At 54.3% G+C, this 18,562-nt stretch carries 17 protein-coding genes; 9 read left to right on the forward strand and 8 right to left on the reverse strand.

Annotation, left to right across the window (positions count from 1 at the left end; all coding sequences use genetic code 11):
* Window positions 1-2,793, forward strand: coding sequence for an EAL domain-containing protein (locus Q0824_RS13785; RefSeq protein ID WP_298451789.1), 2,793 nt, complete (start codon window positions 1-3; stop codon window positions 2,791-2,793).
* Window positions 2,794-2,819: 26 nt separating this feature from the next.
* Here Q0824_RS13785 and Q0824_RS13790 read toward each other — a convergent pair whose 3' ends face one another.
* Both Q0824_RS13790 and Q0824_RS13795 read right to left on the reverse strand, forming a co-directional pair.
* Window positions 2,820-3,275 (reverse strand): MgtC/SapB family protein, encoded by a 456-nt coding sequence (locus tag Q0824_RS13790; RefSeq protein ID WP_298451791.1) that lies wholly within the window; start codon window positions 3,273-3,275, stop codon window positions 2,820-2,822.
* Window positions 3,276-3,289: 14 nt separating this feature from the next.
* The gene (locus Q0824_RS13795) at window positions 3,290-4,456 is read right to left on the reverse strand and encodes an AI-2E family transporter (RefSeq protein ID WP_298451794.1); all 1,167 of its coding nucleotides are present in this window, start codon (window positions 4,454-4,456) and stop codon (window positions 3,290-3,292) included.
* A gap of 208 nt (window positions 4,457-4,664) precedes the next feature.
* Between Q0824_RS13795 and Q0824_RS13800 the strand changes: the two genes are divergently transcribed.
* The 4 genes from Q0824_RS13800 to ahpC all read left to right on the forward strand — a co-directional run bounded on the left by Q0824_RS13800 (window position 4,665) and on the right by ahpC (window position 8,235).
* The gene (locus Q0824_RS13800; RefSeq protein ID WP_298451797.1) at window positions 4,665-5,675 is read left to right on the forward strand and encodes a DctP family TRAP transporter solute-binding subunit; all 1,011 of its coding nucleotides are present in this window, start codon (window positions 4,665-4,667) and stop codon (window positions 5,673-5,675) included.
* 63 nt (window positions 5,676-5,738) lie between these two features.
* Window positions 5,739-6,233, forward strand: coding sequence for a TRAP transporter small permease (locus Q0824_RS13805; protein ID WP_298451800.1), 495 nt, complete (start codon window positions 5,739-5,741; stop codon window positions 6,231-6,233).
* On the forward strand, window positions 6,223-7,527 hold the full coding sequence (locus Q0824_RS13810) for a TRAP transporter large permease (protein ID WP_298451804.1): 1,305 nt from the start codon (window positions 6,223-6,225) through the stop codon (window positions 7,525-7,527). Before Q0824_RS13805 ends, Q0824_RS13810 begins: the two co-directional genes overlap by 11 nt.
* A gap of 144 nt (window positions 7,528-7,671) precedes the next feature.
* On the forward strand, window positions 7,672-8,235 hold the full coding sequence (gene ahpC / locus Q0824_RS13815) for an alkyl hydroperoxide reductase subunit C (protein WP_298451808.1): 564 nt from the start codon (window positions 7,672-7,674) through the stop codon (window positions 8,233-8,235).
* A 109-nt stretch (window positions 8,236-8,344) separates the two neighbouring features.
* On the opposite strand, the gene Q0824_RS13820 is transcribed toward ahpC, so the two are convergent.
* Window positions 8,345-9,076 (reverse strand): DUF3581 domain-containing protein, encoded by a 732-nt coding sequence (locus Q0824_RS13820; protein ID WP_366521677.1) that lies wholly within the window; start codon window positions 9,074-9,076, stop codon window positions 8,345-8,347.
* A gap of 296 nt (window positions 9,077-9,372) precedes the next feature.
* On the opposite strand from Q0824_RS13820, the gene ahpF reads away from it, so the two are divergent.
* Window positions 9,373-10,938, forward strand: a complete 1,566-nt coding sequence (gene ahpF, locus Q0824_RS13825; RefSeq protein WP_298451815.1) for an alkyl hydroperoxide reductase subunit F — start codon at window positions 9,373-9,375, stop codon at window positions 10,936-10,938.
* A 93-nt stretch (window positions 10,939-11,031) separates the two neighbouring features.
* Here ahpF and Q0824_RS13830 read toward each other — a convergent pair whose 3' ends face one another.
* The 3 genes from Q0824_RS13830 to Q0824_RS13840 form a co-directional block, all read right to left on the reverse strand.
* Complete coding sequence (locus Q0824_RS13830; RefSeq protein ID WP_298451818.1) at window positions 11,032-11,700, reverse strand: transglutaminase family protein; 669 nt, start codon at window positions 11,698-11,700, stop codon at window positions 11,032-11,034.
* A gap of 128 nt (window positions 11,701-11,828) precedes the next feature.
* A complete protein-coding gene (locus Q0824_RS13835; RefSeq protein WP_298451821.1) occupies window positions 11,829-12,572 on the reverse strand; it encodes an RNA methyltransferase in 744 nt (247 codons plus the stop codon).
* Window positions 12,569-14,218, reverse strand: coding sequence for an NAD(P)/FAD-dependent oxidoreductase (locus tag Q0824_RS13840; RefSeq protein ID WP_298451823.1), 1,650 nt, complete (start codon window positions 14,216-14,218; stop codon window positions 12,569-12,571). The genes Q0824_RS13835 and Q0824_RS13840 overlap by 4 nt, the downstream gene beginning before the upstream one ends.
* Window positions 14,219-14,400: 182 nt before the next feature.
* Here Q0824_RS13840 and rlmE point away from each other — a divergent pair, with 182 nt between their 5' ends.
* A complete protein-coding gene (rlmE, locus tag Q0824_RS13845; protein WP_298451827.1) occupies window positions 14,401-15,021 on the forward strand; it encodes a 23S rRNA (uridine(2552)-2'-O)-methyltransferase RlmE in 621 nt (206 codons plus the stop codon).
* 71 nt (window positions 15,022-15,092) lie between these two features.
* Here rlmE and Q0824_RS13850 read toward each other — a convergent pair whose 3' ends face one another.
* Entirely contained in the window at window positions 15,093-16,250 is a 1,158-nt protein-coding gene (locus Q0824_RS13850; protein WP_298451829.1) for an iron-containing alcohol dehydrogenase, read from the reverse strand.
* A 55-nt stretch (window positions 16,251-16,305) separates the two neighbouring features.
* Window positions 16,306-17,340: a histone deacetylase family protein gene (locus tag Q0824_RS13855; RefSeq protein ID WP_298451831.1), complete on the reverse strand. Its 1,035-nt coding sequence runs from the start codon at window positions 17,338-17,340 to the stop codon at window positions 16,306-16,308.
* A gap of 156 nt (window positions 17,341-17,496) precedes the next feature.
* On the opposite strand from Q0824_RS13855, the gene Q0824_RS13860 reads away from it, so the two are divergent.
* Together Q0824_RS13860 and Q0824_RS13865 are read left to right on the forward strand one after the other, a co-directional pair.
* Window positions 17,497-17,787 (forward strand): ferritin-like domain-containing protein, encoded by a 291-nt coding sequence (locus Q0824_RS13860; protein WP_298451834.1) that lies wholly within the window; start codon window positions 17,497-17,499, stop codon window positions 17,785-17,787.
* 15 nt (window positions 17,788-17,802) lie between these two features.
* Entirely contained in the window at window positions 17,803-18,525 is a 723-nt protein-coding gene (locus Q0824_RS13865; protein WP_298451837.1) for an SGNH/GDSL hydrolase family protein, read from the forward strand.
* Window positions 18,526-18,562: the final 37 nt, after the last annotated feature.

Below are 18,562 nucleotides of genomic sequence, written 5' to 3' on the forward strand. Positions count from 1 at the left end.
ATGCCTGCTGAGACAGGTTTCTTTTCCAGTTTACGCCCGGCCAGCAAGGTTGTTCTCTCCGCCTTGCTGGCCGCCGTCGTTTTCGCTTTACTTTCGTGGCCAGGTTTGCTGGAGCGCGCGGAGGCGGGGCTTCGCGATCGCATTGTTGGCTTAATGGTAGAAGAGCAGGCCAGTAACCTGCTGATTCTTGAAATTGATTCTGCAAGCATTGAGGCCATTGGGCAGTGGCCCTGGCCTCGGAACGTGTATGCCTCTGCCATCAACGCACTCAGTGATGCGGGCATTCGCTCGTTGATGATTGATGTGGACTTCAGCGCCTCATCAAGTCTGGGCGGAGACGCAGAGATAGAAAGCGCTATCCAGTCGATTTCCGCCACAACTCCCACATACCTTCCGGTTTTTGTTCAGCGTCGCAGTCAGGTGGATTCAGAACTTATGATACGGCGCCCACTTCAGGGCCTCGCTGATAGCGTTGAGCTGGTTTCTGTAAACATGTATCCGGCAGCTGACGGTTTGGTGCGGTTTCTTTCTGTGGGCTTTGCCTGGCAGGACATGTTTTATCAGGGTGCATGGAATGCCCTGGCGGAACAGCCCGATGCAGGCACCTGGATTGATTACACCATTTCGCCAAAGTCCTTTCGCTACGTTAGTTTCATTGATCTTCTTGAGGGGCGGGTGTCAAAACACGTGTTGTTTGGCCGGGATGTGATCATTGGATCCACAGCCGTGGAACTGGGCGATAATCTGGCCACGCCAATCTACAAAATGCTTCCTGGTGCCGTTATTCAAGCACTGGGCGCTCAAACCCTTAGAAATGGTGGCCTGCATGCGGCCACTCCTTTGGTTGGGTTTATCATTCTTGCGCTTTTCTGGCTCGGCGCGACAGTGGTATTCAGTCGTTGCACATGGCAGCGGGGCCTACAGGTCCTTGGCTTGCTAATCATTATTTGGCTTGGTGTTTTTGCGTTTATATACACAGAAGCTAACTTACTTTTTGACGTGTTCAAGCCTTTGCTCCTGAGCGCCATCGTTTATGTGGCGATTAGTCTCGCTCGGCTCGACAGCGCCACTCTGGAGCGTCTCTGGCTGCAAATCAGCCTCAGGGATAACGAAGCATTACTCGATCGCATTGTTGCCACTACCAATGATTATATTCTATGCGTGGACCGCAATGGCTTGATTACCAAGTCTAATCAGGCAATTCGTACGCTTTGCGATATCTCGGAAAGTGATATGCAGAATTCCTCTCTGAGTGATGTTCTTCCTGATGCCCGGCACGGGCTGTTGATGCTGCCCGATGCACCGTTTGATACCTATCTGGTTACCCGTTCGGGCAAACACATTCCTGCACAGGCGACGGTTAGCCGGGTGGCGACATCCAGCGATGCCATTTTTACCGTTGTGCTTCGAGACATGAGTGAGCGCGTTGCGCGGGAGCGTGACCTGGAATATCGCGCTGCGTACGACAGTCTTACGGGTCTGCTCAATCGGTCGTCATTTTTTGAGAAAGTTAATGAAACCCTGGATCGAAACCAGCTTGGTTGCCTGATCTGTATTGATATTGATTACTTTCGGGAAGTAAACGATACATACGGCCACCTGGCTGGTGACCAGTTGCTCAAAGCGGTGGCACAAAATATTGAAACCTTTGTTGGGAAACTTGGGCATTGTGCGCGGATTGGTGGTGATGGTTTTGCACTGTGGTTGCCGGGTCTGCGTTTTTCGGCGGGCGGTAATCAGTTCTGTGAGCAGCTCCTGGAGCATGTTGAGCAACCACTTACGCTCGCCATTACTGGTGAAGTCCCGCTGCAGGTATCAGCAACTGCCGGCGCCGCGGAGACTGGAAGCGGTGACGGCTTAGGCTATCAAGCGGCTGATGATAATTCTGCTAACCCGGCTGAAGCTCTGCTGCTTCAGGCAACGGATGCCATGCGAATCGGGAAGCGGGAAGGGGTAGCTGTTCGATGCTATAGCAAAAGTGACAGCCAGGCAGCTTTGCACAGGCTTGAGCTGGTGCCGGCTATTCGCACCCATATTAAGAACGATGCTTTCTATCTGGTATATCAGCCCAAACTGGATCTCACTACCCTGGCACCGTTTGGCTGTGAGGCCCTCCTGCGCTGGCCGCAGAGTGCCGGTGAGGTTGTTCCTGTGACCAAGCTAATTGAAGTGGCTGAAACCTCCCGGCAAATTGCACCATTAACACGCTGGGTGGTGGAGGCCCTTCTTGTCCAGGAAGCTGAGTGGGAGAAAAAGGAGTGGCCGCGCAATTTGGCGCTGAATTTATCTGCGCGCCTTTTCCAGGATCGCAATTTCATTGCCGGCCTCAAAGATTTGCTGAGCTCAAGCAGCGGCTATTTCAATATTGAATGTGAGATAACGGAGACCGCTTTGCTGGGAGATAAAGATCGAGCCCAGGCAATGATCAACGATTTGGTGGACAGCGGCGTGACGATCGCTATCGATGATTTCGGTACTGGCTACTCCTCGTTTGCGTATCTCCAGAGCCTACGGGCTTCTGTTCTCAAGATTGACCGCACCTTCGTGTCTAATCTGCAGCAGTCTCCCGGCAATCAGGCTATCGTGCGATCAACAATTAATTTGGCTCATGAGTTGGGCATGCAGGTGGTGGCTGAAGGCGTTGAGACTATCGGAGATGAGCAGTTTCTCCGGGCTCATGGCTGTGATCTCGTGCAAGGCTACCTATATGCCAAACCGCTTACGTTGCCGGATTATGATGATTGGTTAGCTGCCCGCAAAAGCAAGTTCCCTCTTGCTCAAAGGCCTATCTGACTCGCTCCAGTTTTCAGTTTGTCGTCTCAGTCGTCATTGATCACTTCATGCTGAAAGCGGCCGAGCACCGACAGAATAACTAATGCCATCAAGGTCACCATACCTGCCAGCGCGAAGATTCCCAGGCCGCAAGCCACGCCAATAGCACCTGAAATCCAGATAGAAGCACCGGTGGTAATGCCCTGAATGCTGCCCCGGCTTTGGATAATGCTACCTGCCCCAAGAAATCCAATGCCGCCGACAACGCCTTCCACAATCCGGGTTGGGTCAATTCTCGCGGAAGGATCCCCTTCTGCCGTCGCAAAAAGTATATGCATGCCCATGATGATAAAAGCAGAAGCCCCCAGCGACACAAGCATATGAGAGCGCAACCCCGCGGCCTTGCCTCTGAACTCTCGCTCCAATCCTAAAAGGAGGGCCAGCCCGGCGGCGGCAAGGAGCCGAATGAACATATCCAGTATTGGAATTTCTGTATCGAACATGGGGTGCCTCCCGTCTATTTTCCCAGTAGCTCACCGACTGGGCGCAGGTTCACAACGTGGTCACATAAAGACTTTATAATCATGAGTATAGGCGTCGCTATGATCAAGCCAACAGGCCCCCAGAGCCAGCCCCAGAACAGAAGGCCAATAAAGATCGCTACAGCATTGAGGCTGGAAATCTGGCTGGTCAACCAAGGTGTCAAAAGGTATCCCTGAACACTGGTGATCGCCAAGGATGTACCGGCGACGATAATGGCCATGTCCATTTCACCAAACTGAATAAACGCCGCAAAACCGGTACCAATGACGACCAGAAAAGGCCCAAGGTAGGGTATAGCGCTAGCGATACCGGCAACTGCCCCCCACAGCATGGCCTGCTCCACGCCGAGTGCCAGAAATGCCACCCAAGTGACCAGGCCTACAAACAGCGCACCGAGCAACATCACGAAAAGAAATCGCCGAACCTGGTGGTGGAAGTCGACCATGATCCGGGCGGCTTTGCGCATTCTCCCGAATGTTGGGCCTGAGAGTTTCACGATTTTGCGTTTGTATAGCGACCCTGCCGCGAGTATGAAGTACACCAACAGCAACACGGAGAAGCACTGTGAGATCAGCACCAGTGCAGCGGGTGATCCCCTCAGCACGTATTGTTGAATGTCCACGGGTTTATCCACGATGCGGACAGAGGTTATGCCCCTGAATCGCGGGTGATCATCGCTTTGATCCTGTGCCGTAGATTCCTCGATCTTTCTTGCCGCCGTCTGAGCTTTTTCCATCAGCCCTTGTTCGTCGTTGGGGGAGCTTGCTTCTTTACGTTGAAATTTGCTGATAGCCACAGGAATCTTGTCCAGCATGGCCATGGCTTCACGTTGCAGTGGGATGCTGGACGCGGCAACAGCGCTAAGCAATGCGATCATTACGAGGGCTGCACTCAGGGCTCTGGGGAGCCTGAGGCGGTCAAGCGCAGATACCGGCGGATCAAGTGCGTAGCTGATCAACACTGAGACCACGAGAGGCAAAAGCACCGCCTGAGCCCAGTTAATAAAATACACGGTGGCTATGCTGGCGAGAATAACGAGCGACGCGCTGCGAATACTGACCGCTTTGATCAGCGCTTTCTCGGGCTGTTGGCTTTCCTGTTCATTGTCGAGGCTGGGCTCAATCTGTCCGTTGCTTGCCATGGTATCCACAATAATGGGTGTCTGGTGTGTATGTCATCAATTGTAGACTGCTCTGGCGACTTGCGAGCAAAAACAAGCAAGCCTGACTTTTCCTCAGGCGCTTTTATTTTGCGTCGTGATAGCGCCCACTCCTATAATCCCCAATACTGCGATGTGCTGGGTACCTTGATTTTTGAATTTTCTCTTGCAAATAAAAAAGGAAAACAAAATGTTGAAGTCTTGCTCTTTGGTTGCAGTTGCAGCGGCGGCATTGCTGCTGGGCTCTGTGGCGAACGCTCAATACAAAGATGAATACACAGTTTCTACTGTTTTGCCGTCGGCGTTTCCCTGGGGACAGGCTGCTGATAAGTGGGTTGAACTGGTAAAAGAGCGCTCGGAAGGGCGCATTAATATGAAGATTTACAGCAACTCCCAATTGGTATCTGGAGACCAGACCAAAGAGTTTTCAGCGATGCGTTCGGGGCTGATTGATATGGCCGTGGGTTCAACCATTAACTGGTCGCCTCAGGTGCCTGAACTGAACCTTTTCTCCCTTCCATTCCTTATGCCGGATAACGCTGCCATTGATGCCATCACCCAGGGTGAGGCGGGCGAAGCGGTGTTCAAGGCGATTGAAAAGCGCGGTGTAACGCCGTTGGCCTGGGGTGAGAATGGCTTTCGGGAGTTGTCCAACTCCAAGCTTGCCATTAGTGAACCCTCAGATCTGGAAGGCCTGAAGATTCGGGTTGTAGGCTCACCGCTGTTCCAGGATACGTTCACAGCGCTGGGCGCCAACCCTACCCAAATGAGCTGGGCAGACGCCAAGCCGGCACTGACTACTGGGGCTGTAGATGGTCAGGAAAACCCGCTTTCAGTGTTTGATGTGGCGCGCATCGATCAGGTAGGGCAGGAACACCTCACACTGTGGCACTACATGGCCGACCCGCTGGTATTTGCAGTTAGCAACCGCGTTTGGGCCCAGTTCAACGCAGAAGACCAGGCTCTATTGAAGCAGGCAGCCGTGGACGCAGGTACGTGGGAAATTGAAAAGTCCCGCGCTGAGTTGGCGGAAACACTGCAAGCTATCAAGGATCGTGGTGTGACGGTTACCGAGTTGACCCAGGAACAGCACGATGCGTTCGTGAACGCCACACGGTCTGTATACAAGAAGTGGACGCCACGTATTGGTGACGACCTGGTGAAACAGGCTCAAGCGGCCGTAGCCAACCGTAACCAGTAACAGCCCGTGGTATCAGCATTCGCCCTTGTGTGACGGGTGCTGATACCAGAACCCGGAGTATTCATGCCCCCCCGACCCCCCAAGTTCCGTCCGGAAGCCTGGTTGGCATCCGTTGCCCTGATTACTATTTGCCTGATCAGCCTTGGCAACGTGGTTGTCCGTTACACCACGGATGCTTCCTTTGCATTCACCGAGGAGTTTTCGGTGTTCCTGTTGGTGTTGCTCACGTTTGGCGGAGCGGCTGTTGCTGCCCGCGACAATCAGCACATTCGCATTGAATTGGTTGAACACTATTTGCCGCCAGCTGCATTGAAGGGGCTTTTTGTTCTGCAATGGCTTGCGGGTGTTGCTGTTATGGGCGTTACCGCATGGTACGGAAGTATTTTTGCGATGCAGGAGTACGATTGGGAGTCGTTGTCACCGGGATTGGGCCTGCCAAACTGGATTTATGTCATCTGGTTGCCCGTGTTGGCGGGTGCAATCATTGTTCGCATGACCCAAAACCTCATTGATCGCTTGCGTGGAAAGAAAGCCCCGGAGGTGATTCATGAGTCCTGATATTTTGATGATCGGCAGTTTTTTGCTGGCGTTGTTGCTGGGTGTTCCAGTGGCTATCGCTCTGGGTTTGGGTGGATTGGTGGGTATAGTATCGGGGTTGTCACCGGATATGCTGGCGACCTTCGGCACCAATACCTACAACAGCGTTGCCAAGTATCCGCTGATCGCGATCCCTTTGTTTATTCTCACCGGTCTTATTTTTGAGCGAGCAGGTGTGGCTGCCAGCCTGGTGCGTTTTGCCCAGGCGATTATAGGGCCGCGGCATGGCAGCCTTACGGTTGTGGCGGTACTGGTGTGCCTGATTATGGGTGGCATGAGCGGCTCAGGGCCTGCAGATGCGGCGGCTGTGGCCATGGTTATGCTGCCCAGTATGCGCAAGGCGGGTTATCCACAGCCGTTTTCAGCTGCGCTGATTGCCGCGTCGTCGTCTACTGCGATCCTCATTCCACCTTCCATAGCGCTGATTCTTTACTCCATAGTGGTGCCGGGTGTGGATTTGCGGGCGCTGTTTGCAGCCGGGTTGTTCCCGGGCATTCTGGCGGGTTTGTCTTTGCTGGTGCCAGCAGTTTACCTGGCCCGCAAATACGGTTGGGAAAACCCGGAGGCATCTGAGCGCCCCCCTTTTTGGCCCAGCTTCAAAGCGGCACTGCCGGCTCTTTTTGCCCCTGTTATTATTCTGGGTGGCTTACGCTCAGGCTTGTTCACGCCCACCGAAGCTGCGGTGGTAGCGGTAACCTATGGCGTAATTGTAGGCACGCTTGTATACCGAAACCTGAGCTTCCGTAGCCTGTTTGAATTGATGACCGATGCTGCAGTGACATCCGGCGTGGTTATGCTGATCATTGCGCTGGCGGGTATTTTCGCCTGGGCAGGGACAACGCTGGGCACCTTCCAGCATCTGGCCGATGCGCTTTTGTCGCTGTCTGAAAATGGCTGGGTATTGTTGGGGTTGGTTATGGTGCTGGTGCTAATTGCCGGTATGTTGCTGGATGCGATATCGATTTATCTGATTCTCATCCCCATTGTACTGCCGTTGATGAATCACTTTGGCTGGAACCCGGTCTGGTTTGGCATTCTGCTGGCTATGAACATTGCCATCGGTCAGTTTACGCCTCCAGTGGCGGTTAACCTGATGGTTACAACACGTATTGCTAATATTCGCCTGGAACATACCATTGGGTGGGCGTTGGTGTTTATCGCGGCCATGAGCGTTAGCCTTTTGCTGGTTATGCTCATGCCAGGCATAGCACTCTGGCTTCCTGAGCAGCTTGGCTATGTCGTGGGGCCTTGGTAATAGGCAGTAACGCCAAGTAATCGATGGTTATAGGTAAATGCTATCGCGAGGTTGAATTTAATCAATTTCACTTAACTTCCCACGTTGGCTAATATTAATACCGTAGATTCATCAACATACAAACGAACCAAAGGAGAGAATTCCATGGGCGTGATTAACAGCGAAATTAAACCGTTTAACGCAACCGCCTTCAAACAGGGCGAGTTTGTTGAAATTTCTGAAGCAGATGTGAAAGGCAAGTGGGCGATCTTTTTCTTCTACCCAGCTGATTTCACCTTCGTTTGCCCAACTGAACTGGGCGACGTGGCAGACCACTACGAAGAACTGCAGAAGATGGGCGTTGAAGTATTCTCCGTGTCTACCGACACGCACTTCACCCACAAAGCATGGCACGACAGCTCCGAGACCATCGGCAAGATCAACTACTTCATGGTTGGCGACCAGAACGGCAGCATCACCAACAACTTTGGTGTGATGCGTGAAGGTCAAGGCCTTGCAGACCGCGCTACCTTCCTGATCGATCCGGATGGCATCATCCAGGCGATGGAAATCACTGCAGAAGGTATTGGCCGTGATGCAGACGACCTGATGCGCAAAGTGAAAGCGGCTCAGTACGTTCGCAACAACCCAGGCGAAGTTTGCCCGGCCAAGTGGAAGGAAGGCGAAGCTACTCTGTCTCCTTCACTGGATCTGGTTGGTAAGATCTAAGCAACCCTTCAAACGGGAAGCGAACAGTTCAGGCCCTTCAAGGGCCTGTAACAAAAAGAAAACCCCGGATCTACCGGGGTTTTCTTTATCTGCGGCTGACGAAATTGATTCAGCTTTCTGCAGTAATAACGCCGTATTGCGATCCGCGGGCTTTCAGCCGATAGAATTCTTCAATAACACCCGCCATGGCGTCCGGGCAGTAGGGCCTGAGCCCGCCCAATAAAAGGCGCTTGGACACTTCACCCACAGGTTTGCCATTGGAGTTCAGCCGGTATTCCAGGGTGACATTCCCGCGCTTGCCATTCGCCACCAGGTCGGCATTGTGTAGTTCGAGATCAGGTGATGAAGCGTCGAGGCTTTCCAGGGTCAAGCTCATGCTCTCATACATGACCATGGGGCGATCGGGGTTGAACATCACACCCTCTGATTCCATCAAAGGTTTCAGCGTATGCGGGAAGTTTTTACCTGAGGCTGACACGTAGCCACGGATGAACTCCTCAACAAATTGTTCATCATGGGTAATCTCGCCACTGCGAGTTATCTCTATGTACACCTTACCGGCCTGATCGCATACCAGAATGGTTTCATCTCCATCCTCCCGGAACTCCAGTGGTATACCGTCGCCCAGCAGGGCACGGAAATGGAACGTCATATGCCGGGAAAGGCCGAAGCGTGAAACCACTACGGCAAAAAGCAGATCTCCGGGGACACAGAACCGGCGAGCATCGGGATCATGGATCGGGTTGAAATCTCCGGCTATCTCTTTGGCAAACTGGCTGGCCTGAGATGCGGAGATATGTACACGTCCGTCCTGAATTGAATGAAAACGGTCTGGAAACATGTGCTGTTTGTCCTGAGTGCAATGGGTAACGCCACAATCTATCTGGCCATGGTACCGAGGTACGGCGTTCATGGGTATGCGCTATTTGTCCATTCGCCTTGGCAGAAAGGTTTTCAGGCGCCTTTTATGCCCTGGCAGGTGCCCATTAATAGTATTCGGCTATCAATCAGTTTGGATCTATTGATTTGAGCATTCGATTGCCAAGCCGTATTGTTTATTCATACCCCAAACAAAGATCACTTTGAATTCGACATTCAAAGGATCAGCTTAAAGATTTCAAAAGGAGAACTCCTATTATGTTGGATGCAAATATCAAGCAGCAACTGAATGCTTACCTGGAAAAACTGCAGCAGCCGATTGAGCTGGTGGCCGCTTACGATGATGGCCCCAAATCCCAGGAATTGCGGGAACTTCTGGAAGAAATCACGTCCATGTCTGAGAAAATCAGCCTGCGCACAGAAGAGTCAAACGACGTTCGACGTCCGTCTTTTGCCATCAACCGGGTGGGTACCGACGTGGGAGTTCGCTTTGCGGGCATTCCCATGGGCCATGAGTTTACCTCGCTGGTTCTGGCTTTGTTGCAAGTAGGTGGTCACCCATCCAAAGCGTCTCAGGAAGCGATCGAGCAGGTTCAGCAGCTGGATGGCGAGTTTGAGTTTGAAACCTACTTCTCGCTGTCGTGTCAGAACTGTCCTGATGTGGTCCAGGCGCTGAACCTGATGAGCGTTCTCAACCCGAACATTCGCCACACGTCTATTGACGGTGCCTTGTTTCAGGACGAAGTAGAGAAGCGCGAAGTTATGTCGGTGCCCAGTGTTTACCTGAATGGTGAGCCCTGGGGTCAGGGACGTATGACTCTGGAAGAGATTGCCGCGAAACTGGATACCAAGTCCGATGAAAAAGAGGCCGAGAAGATCAGCCAGAAAGACACCTTTGAAGTGTTGGTGATCGGTGGTGGCCCAGCGGGTTCAGCGGCAGCCATTTACGCGGCTCGTAAAGGTATTGCGACTGGCATCGCGGCGGAGCGCTTTGGTGGTCAGGTTGCAGACACCATGAGTATCGAAAACCTGATTTCTGTGCCTTACACCGAAGGCCCGAAGCTGGTTGCAGCGATGGAGCAGCACGTTAAAGACTACGACGTGGATATCATGAACATGCAGGTGGCAGAGAAGCTGATCCCTGCGGCCAAGCGTGGCGAGCCCCATGAGGTTCGGCTGGCCAATGGTGCCTCACTCAAGGCCCGCACAGTGGTGCTGTCTACCGGCGCTCGCTGGCGCCAGCTGGGTGTTCCCGGCGAGGACGAATACCGCAACAAGGGTGTGGCCTACTGCCCGCACTGTGATGGCCCGCTGTTTAAGGGCAAGCATGTTGCAGTGATTGGCGGCGGTAACTCCGGCGTGGAAGCCGCTATCGACCTGGCTGGCCTGGTTGGCCATGTAACACTAATCGAGTTTGGCGATGAAATGCGTGCAGACGAAGTGTTGCAGAAGAAGCTGCGCAGCCTGAAGAACGTGGACATCATTACCTCTGGCCAGACTACGGAAGTGGTGGGTGAGAATGGCAGGGTTAGTGGTCTGAACTACACAGACCGCAAGACAGGTGAAAATCACCATGTAGTACTTGAAGGTGTGTTCGTTCAGATTGGCTTGGTGCCCAACACCGAATGGTTGAAGGGCGACATTGAGCTGAGCCAGCATGGTGAGATCATCATTAACGACCGCAACGAAACCTCAATTCCAGGTGTGTTTGCGGCAGGCGATGCCACCACGGTGCCTTACAAGCAGATTGTGATCTCCATGGGTGAAGGGTCAAAAGCGTCACTGAGTGCCTTTGACTTCCTGATCCGCAACTCTGTGGAATAAGGGAGAGGCAATAGCCGGGGCCGAAGCCTCTGCTAGACGCTGAACAGCTTTGAAAACGGCATTCGCCTTGGTAGGCGCGTGCCGTTTTGCATTTCAGTTCCCGGAAATATCCTGAGCCAGGCTGCCTTCGATGGCCTCTGGCGCGTTTCCATCTGGAAACAGGTGCCCGTAGGCGGCCTTTATTCCAGACAGAATGAATTCGTGGGGAACATCGTCGAAAACGCCGTGATCGTTCACGTATTCCATGTGAGCTTCACCGGCTTCGGTGTATTCCTGGAAGATGGAGTCGTTAACGCCATCAAATTCCAGAGGCTCAACCTTCATCAGCTCGCACAGGCGTTTATCGAAAGCCGGGGTGGCCTTTACCCATTTGCCGTTGAGGAACAGCTCGATAAATCCGTGCATGCGGAAAATATCCGAGCGCAGCCATTCGATCAGCTTGGGGCTTGAGAGGTGATTACGCACATCGGCAAGGCCCAGGCGGCTGGGGATGCCAACGGATCGCGTTGCGGCGCCGAGCAATACCGCTTTGGGTATGCAGTAGCTTTCACCTGCTGTTAACGCATAGCTGGCACTGAAGGTCTCTGGCTCCGGGCGGAAAACGTAAGGGTTGTAGCTCACGCTGTCCCGAACGGCCAGATACAGGGCTTTGGCCTGCTCTACCTTATCATCGGGCACGCCTTCCAATTGGGTGGCAATCCAGGCCTTCAGTTCGGGCTGGTTGTAGTCGAAATACTCTGTGGGCTGGAGGTAGCGTTCCATTGTTGTTGTCTATCCAGTTAGGGGAACAGGCCTCCGATCATCTCTGATTAGCTTGCTACACGCAATAACGATAACCATCACCTTGAGTGCCCAAATGGATCATTCGTGAGCCTTCCATAATCTACGCGTTACTTCCCTTGCCGGCCTCGACTGAGCTCATAGGCACACATGTTGACCGCAGAGGCCAGATTGAGGGATTCGATCTCACCATTGCCCCGAATGGTGTAAGGTTTTGCGGCCATCTGGACCAGGGCTTCTTGCGGTACCCCTCGGGCTTCGTTGCCGAACAGATAGCAGTCGTGCTGGCGGAATGACTCTGCGGTGAGCCCGTCACCGTTCAGGTCGAGGCAAGCGATAGAGCTATAGCGGCTGGACAGGCTTGCCAGCGGCACCTCGGTTTCCAGAGCTGTGTGGAAGATAGCGCCCATGCTGGCGCGGACCACTTTCGGGTTGTAGGGGTCAACACTGCCGGGGCTCAGCAGGCATCGAAACCCGCCAAACCAGGCCAAGGTGCGCAAGATTGTGCCCAGATTGCCGGGATCCTGAACTTCATGCAGGTAAATGGCTTGTTCGTCGGGCTCCGAAATGGGCTCAGCTGCGTTAGTCGGCATGGGCACGACTGCCAAAATCCCTTGAGGCGTGCGGGTATCGGCAAGCTGGGCCATCTGACGGTCATTTATGACATGGGTTTTGAACGGGCCAGACCAATGCTCATACGCGCTGGTCACATAGAGCTCAGATGCCCTCAGAGCGGGCTGGCTGGCGGCAGCCTTTTGCAGTTCCAGCACCGGATGTTCGCCTTCGACCAGATAGTGACCCAGCGCCTGACGGTACTTTTTCTGGTGCAGTTTTTTGATGTCGTCCAGCTTCACGATGGGGTTCCCGAGGTGGCTCCGCTATTGGATTCCAAGTCTTCCAGCATGGCCAGTGCCAATGCTTCGGCAACCTTGATGCCATCCACACCGGCTGAAAGAATGCCACCGGCATAGCCTGCTCCTTCGCCAGCAGGGTATAGGCCGCGGGTATTCAGGCTCTGCAGGCTGGTGCGATCCCGGGTGATGCGCACCGGTGAGGAGGTGCGGGTTTCTATGCCCGTCAGAACGGCATCTTTGCGGTCAAAGCCCCGGATCTGCCTGCCAAAATTCGGCAGGGCCTCGCGGATGGCGTCGATCGCGTAAGCGGGTAGCGCGGGAGCCAGGTCGCCCAGTTTGATGCCAGGTTTGTAGGAGGGCTCAACCTCGCCCAGCTCGGTAGAGGGTGTTCGTTTAATGAAGTCTCCCACCAGCTGAGCAGGCGCGCAGTAATCGCTGCCGCCGAGCGTATAGGCCTGGGATTCAAGGTTCTCCTGAAACTCCACACCGGCCAGCGGTCCGCCGGGGAAGTCTTCTTCAGGGTGCACGGCCACCACTATGCCGGCATTGGCGTTACGCTCGTTTCGGGAGTACTGGCTCATGCCATTGGTGACGACCCGCCCGGGTTCCGAGGTTGCCGCGACCACCGTGCCGCCCGGGCACATGCAGAAGCTGTAGACCGCGCGGCCGTTGCTGGCGTGGTACACCAGTTTGTAGTCTGCCGCCCCCAGGGCGGGGTGGCCGGCGTATTTGCCCAGGCGGGCATTATCAATAAGCGATTGCGGATGCTCGATGCGAAAGCCAATGGCAAAGGGTTTGGCTTCAAGAAACACATCGTTTTGCTGGAGCATGCGGAAGGTGTCCCGCGCGCTGTGTCCAAGGGCCAGAATCACGTATCGGCTGTCCAGCCGCTCGCCGTTGGCCAGTTCCACACCTTCAACGCGGCCATTCTGAATGAGCAGGTCGGTGACTTTGCTTTCAAAGCGTATTTCACCGCCAAGGCGGATGATTTCCTCACGCATTTTAGCCACTACGCCGGTCAGCCGGAAGGTGCCGATATGGGGCTTGCTCACATACAGTATTTCTTCCGGTGCACCGGCCCGGATAAATTCATGCATTACCTTGCGGCCGTAGAATTTCGGGTCCTTAATCTGGCTGTAGAGTTTGCCATCCGAGAATAACCCAGCCCCACCCTCGCCAAACTGCACGTTGGATTCCGGCGACAAGGTTTTATTCCGCCAAAGGGCCCAGGTGTCCTTGGTGCGGCGGCGAACGTCGGGTCCGCGCTCTAACACAATGGGTCGAAAGCCCATCTGCGCCAGAATCAGGGCGGCAAACAGACCGCATGGGCCCAAGCCAATCACAATTGGGCGCTCGGTCAGGTTAGAGGGCGCGTGAGCGACCGGGTAATAGGCGGTGTCTGGTGCTTGCCGAACGTGCTGGTCTTTTTCGAAGCGAGCCAGAATGGCGTCTTCGTTGTGCGCGCTCAGATCAATAATGTAAACGAATTTGATCTCGGTATTCTTCTTGCGGGCGTCGTAGCTGCGCTTGAATACGGTGAAGTCGACCAAATCGGCGTCGCCGATGCCCAGCCGCTCAAGGATAGCGGCCCGCAAGGCACTTTCGGGATGGTCCAGTGGCAATGCCAATTCGGTAAGGCGGATCATAGTCTGTCCTGCCCGGGTAGGCCGCCGTTGGCGGGTCATTTGCCGGGTATAAAGGGATCGGAACGTGTGGCGGTAATTGTACGTGCGCCGGGCCTGTATGTCAGGGTTTTGCCGGGAGGGCGGGCGACACGTACAATGGGGCATTGAATAACCCCTTTTGACTTCTCTTTTAAAGAGCTCCTATGGCACGTTCCAAAAGCAGTGGCCGCTGGCTTGATGAGCACGTAAACGATCCCTTCGTGAAGCAGGCGCAGGTAGACGGCTACCGCTCACGGGCCAGCTACAAGCTTCTTGAAATCAACAAGAAGGACAGGCTGATTCACCCCAACATGGTGGTGATGGACTTGGGTTCCGCGCCGGGCGGCTGGTCACAGGTGGCGGCCAATCTGGTGGGCCACAAGGGCAGACTGTTGGCCTCGGATATTCTGCCTATGGATAACATTGCCGGTGTGGAGTTTGTGCAGGGAGATTTCACCGAAGATTCGGTCTTTGAGGCCATTATGGAAGCGCTCGGCGACAGCCGGGTCGATGTGTTGATTTCCGATATGGCTCCGAACATCAGCGGCGTTACTGTGTCTGATCAGGCCTCTTCCATGTACCTGGTGGAGCTGGCACTGGATATGGCCAGTCAGGTGTTGAAACCCAAAGGCAGCTTTGTGGCCAAGGTGTTTCAGGGCGAAGGCTACGATGAGTACCTGAAAGCCACCAGAGAAGTTTTTGATAAAGTGGTGATACGTAAGCCGGACTCTTCTCGCGCCCGTTCCCGGGAAGTGTACGTGGTGGGCAAGGGCTTCAAGGGCTGAGCCTGCCGGTCTAGTGGGCAAAAAAGGGGCACCTGATGTTTCAGGGCCCCGCAAAAGGAAACGGTTTTAGCTTACAGGCTTGCGTGAAGTACCCGGCGGCATACCTCGGGGGTGACATCACCGTGCTCACCAAGCGCTGTCATGCCGTGGCTTTCCAGGCTCTTGATCAATGGCTCAATGTGCTCTTCGCCGAGGTCGTAGTCGCCAAGGCGGGTTTTAACGCCGAGTGACTCAAAGAAATCCTGGGTTTTGGCAATCGCGGCTTCTGCTTTCTCTTCAGCACTTCCCTCACGAATACCCCAAACCCGTTCGCCGTACTGAACCAACTTGTCGAGTTTGGATGCTTTGCGCTCACGCAGCATCGACGGCAATACAATGGCCAGAGTCTGGGCGTGATCAAGATTGTGCAACGCTGTCAGTTCATGGCCCAGCATGTGTGTGGCCCAATCCTGGGGTACGCCACTGCCAATCAGACCATTCAGGGCCAATGTGGCAGTCCACATCAGGCTGGCTCTGACCTGATAGTTATCTGGCTCCGCCAAAGCTTGCTCGCCGATTTCAGTCAATGTCAGTAACAAACCTTCTGCAAAACGATCCTGTACCGGTGCCTGGGCCGGGTAGGTCAGGTATTGCTCGATCACATGAACGAAGGCATCCACCACGCCATTGCCCACCTGACGCAGGGGCAGGGTGTAGGTTTTCGTGGGATCAAGGACTGAGAACTGCGGGAACACAAGGTCGCTTTGGAACGGTAGCTTTGCTTTCAGCGACCGGCGGGTGACAACGCCGCCCTTGTTCATCTCAGAGCCTGTGGCAGGAAGCGTCAGTACTGAGCCAAAGGGCAGGGCGCGCTTAATATTGCGGCCACCTTTGAGCAGGATATCCCACTCGTCACCTTCGAAAACAGCGGCTGCCGCAACGAATTTGGTGCCGTCGATGACCGACCCACCACCTACGGCGAGCAGGAAATCTATGTTTTGTTCGCGCACTTGGCTGACCGCATTCATCAAGGTTTCGAAGCTGGGATTTGGCTCAATGCCGCCAAATTCAGTCACCTGACGGTCGCCCAGGGCGTTGGTAACTTCGTCCAACGTGCCGGTGCGGCGTGCGCTTTCGCCACCAAACAGAACAAGTACTTTGGCATCTTTGGGGACTAGCCGGTCAAGCTCGGCAATTTTTCCTTCGCCAAAGGCGATGCGGGTGGGGTTGTAGAAATTGAAGTTATTCACATGGAATCCTTAATGTTGTATCTGTAAATTTTAAAAAAAGCTCGGTGGCCTTGTGTTAAATGGCCCGCCCTTCGAAGCCCTGCATCACGTTCACCACGTTCACGCCAATGGCATCCACATCGTAACCACCCTCCATAGTGAACACGGTGGGCAGTTTGAGTTGTTCTATACGTTGGCCAAGAGAAAAGTAGTCATTTGATTTCAATTTAAAGAACGAAATCGGATCTTCCTCGAAGGTATCCACACCCAAAGCAATGATCAGAGCGCTAGGTTGGAAGTCCGCAATGCGCTTGCAGGCGGTTTCCAGGCCCTTGCTCCACTTGCTGTAGGGCGTTCCGGGAGGGTAAATAATGTTGAGGTTATAACCTTCCCCATCACCCTCTCCGGTTTCATCCTCAAAGCCCAGAAAGTGCGGGAATACCAAGTCTGGATCGCCATGCAGGCTAATGGTCAGTACGTCGCTGCGGTCATAGAAAATGGCTTGGGTGCCGTTGCCGTGATGAAAGTCCACATCGAGAATGGCAACACGCTCGTAGCCCTGATCGCGAAATGCCTGTGCTGCAATGGCGGCGTTGTTGAAAAAACAGTAGCCACCGAATAGATCTGCGTGGGCATGGTGGCCAGGAGGGCGACACAGGGCAAAGGCGGCCCGTTCGCCGTCGGCTACCAGCTTCTGCGCTGTTAATGCGACATCGGCAGAGGCACAGGCCGCTTCCCAGGTGCCTTCAGAAATGGACGTTTCGGCTGCAAAGCTAAAGTAACCAAGGCGACCGTCTATGTCTTTGGGCATGCGGGGGCGCATACCACGGCCACACCACACAGCAGGAATGGCTTCCCCCGGTTTGCCCTCAGCCACCCAGTCGGCCCAGCAGTGCTCAAGAAAAGCCACGTAATCTGCTGTGTGCACGCGCTTGGTGGGTTCAAGGCCAAATTCTTCAGGCTCTATCACGTCGCCCAGGGTTTGTGATTTTACTCTGGCCAGAATAGTTTCTGCCCGTGATGGCTTTTCGTGGGGCGAAATCAAAATGCCACCGTCCAGTTCGGTTTTAACGGAGCGGAGGCTGTGCAGGGGTGAGAAAACAGTTTTCATGGTTAGCTACCGGGGTTGATTTGCTACTCGACTGTGCCACAGCCTTTGCGGTGGCTCAAACAAACCCGGTGTGTTTGGATTGCGTATTTTGGTCTATTGTCAAAGCGTGGCAACATGAAAAATACCTCATTGACGATCAAATAAAGGACTTTCTATATGGCGAACGACAGTTATCACGAACCGGTCGGCGAACTGAGCGATGAAACCCGCGATATGCACCGGGCAGTCAGCTCCCTGATGGAGGAATTTGAAGCGGTAGACTGGTATAACCAGCGCGTGGATGCCTGCAAGGACCCTGAGCTGAAAGCGATTCTTGAACACAATCGCGATGAAGAAAAGGAACACGCGGCCATGGTACTTGAATGGATTCGCAGAAAAGATCCCGTGATGGACAAACACTTGCGGGAGTTCCTGTTTACCGAAGGCCCGATTGGCCACCATGACTGACCGGAACTGAGCATTATGTTGTACCCCTTGTCGACCCTCGCGCTGGCCCCGGTTCTTATCGGCCAGGGGCGCTATGTGCGCAGGGTGACGCCGCGATTGCCGGAACCCGAGGGTGAGCGTTGCGGCACCCTTGGCGAAGGGCCGGACCTCCGGCTGCTTATTCTTGGTGACTCTGCCGCCGCGGGCGTAGGAGTGAGCCATCAGCAGGACGCACTGGCTGGCCAGTTGGTCAGCGAGCTCGCGAGGGATTATTGCGTGAGTTGGGGTATGTTGGCCGAAACCGGTCGCACGGCAGCCGGCGTTCTCGATGCACTCAAAGCAGCACCGGAAGCCCGCTACGATGTCGTCCTCGTGTCTGTTGGCGTAAACGATGTGACTGGCCGCACCAACAATGGGCAGTGGGTGTCGGCCTTGAATGAGTTGTCGGACCGGTTGATCAACGACACAGGGGCCACGCTCGTTCTTTTCACCGCCATACCGCCTATGCATCTGTTTCCCGCACTGCCTCAGCCTTTGCGTTGGTACTTGGGCCTGCGGGCCAAACAGTTGAACAGATTGATGGAAAGCCTGTGCGACACCGGGGCTTTCGAGAAGGCGCGCCTTGAGTATCTGTGCGTGTCCTTTCCCCTGGAGCATGGATTTATGGCCTCGGATGGTTTTCATCCCGGCCTGGATGCTTACAGGGTTTGGGCTGAGCATTCCGCGGCCAGTATTCGCAAACTGGCCCAAAATCAGTAGTTTTAGACCCCGCTAGCTAACCACCCCGCATACCCGG

It is taken from the genome of uncultured Marinobacter sp., from assembly GCF_947488835.1.
GTDB lineage: Bacteria > Pseudomonadota > Gammaproteobacteria > Pseudomonadales > Oleiphilaceae > Marinobacter.

Bases quoted from the DNA above. Each gene is read 5' to 3' on its own strand.
- Q0824_RS13840 (WP_298451823.1), bottom strand. From the start codon at position 14,218: ATGATCCGCCTTACCGAATTGGCATTGCCACTGGACCATCCCGAAAGT.
- Q0824_RS13800 (WP_298451797.1), top strand. From the start codon at position 4,665: ATGTTGAAGTCTTGCTCTTTGGTTGCAGTTGCAGCGGCGGCATTGCTG.
- ahpF (WP_298451815.1), top strand. From the start codon at position 9,373: ATGTTGGATGCAAATATCAAGCAGCAACTGAATGCTTACCTGGAAAAA.
- Q0824_RS13810 (WP_298451804.1), top strand. From the start codon at position 6,223: ATGAGTCCTGATATTTTGATGATCGGCAGTTTTTTGCTGGCGTTGTTG.
- Q0824_RS13805 (WP_298451800.1), top strand. From the start codon at position 5,739: ATGCCCCCCCGACCCCCCAAGTTCCGTCCGGAAGCCTGGTTGGCATCC.
- Q0824_RS13785 (WP_298451789.1), top strand. From the start codon at position 1: ATGCCTGCTGAGACAGGTTTCTTTTCCAGTTTACGCCCGGCCAGCAAG.
- Q0824_RS13820 (WP_366521677.1), bottom strand. From the start codon at position 9,076: ATGTTTCCAGACCGTTTTCATTCAATTCAGGACGGACGTGTACATATC.
- Q0824_RS13790 (WP_298451791.1), bottom strand. From the start codon at position 3,275: ATGTTCGATACAGAAATTCCAATACTGGATATGTTCATTCGGCTCCTT.
- ahpC (WP_298451808.1), top strand. From the start codon at position 7,672: ATGGGCGTGATTAACAGCGAAATTAAACCGTTTAACGCAACCGCCTTC.
- Q0824_RS13830 (WP_298451818.1), bottom strand. From the start codon at position 11,700: ATGGAACGCTACCTCCAGCCCACAGAGTATTTCGACTACAACCAGCCC.
- Q0824_RS13855 (WP_298451831.1), bottom strand. From the start codon at position 17,340: ATGAAAACTGTTTTCTCACCCCTGCACAGCCTCCGCTCCGTTAAAACC.
- Q0824_RS13795 (WP_298451794.1), bottom strand. From the start codon at position 4,456: ATGGCAAGCAACGGACAGATTGAGCCCAGCCTCGACAATGAACAGGAA.
- rlmE (WP_298451827.1), top strand. From the start codon at position 14,401: ATGGCACGTTCCAAAAGCAGTGGCCGCTGGCTTGATGAGCACGTAAAC.
- Q0824_RS13860 (WP_298451834.1), top strand. From the start codon at position 17,497: ATGGCGAACGACAGTTATCACGAACCGGTCGGCGAACTGAGCGATGAA.
- Q0824_RS13865 (WP_298451837.1), top strand. From the start codon at position 17,803: ATGTTGTACCCCTTGTCGACCCTCGCGCTGGCCCCGGTTCTTATCGGC.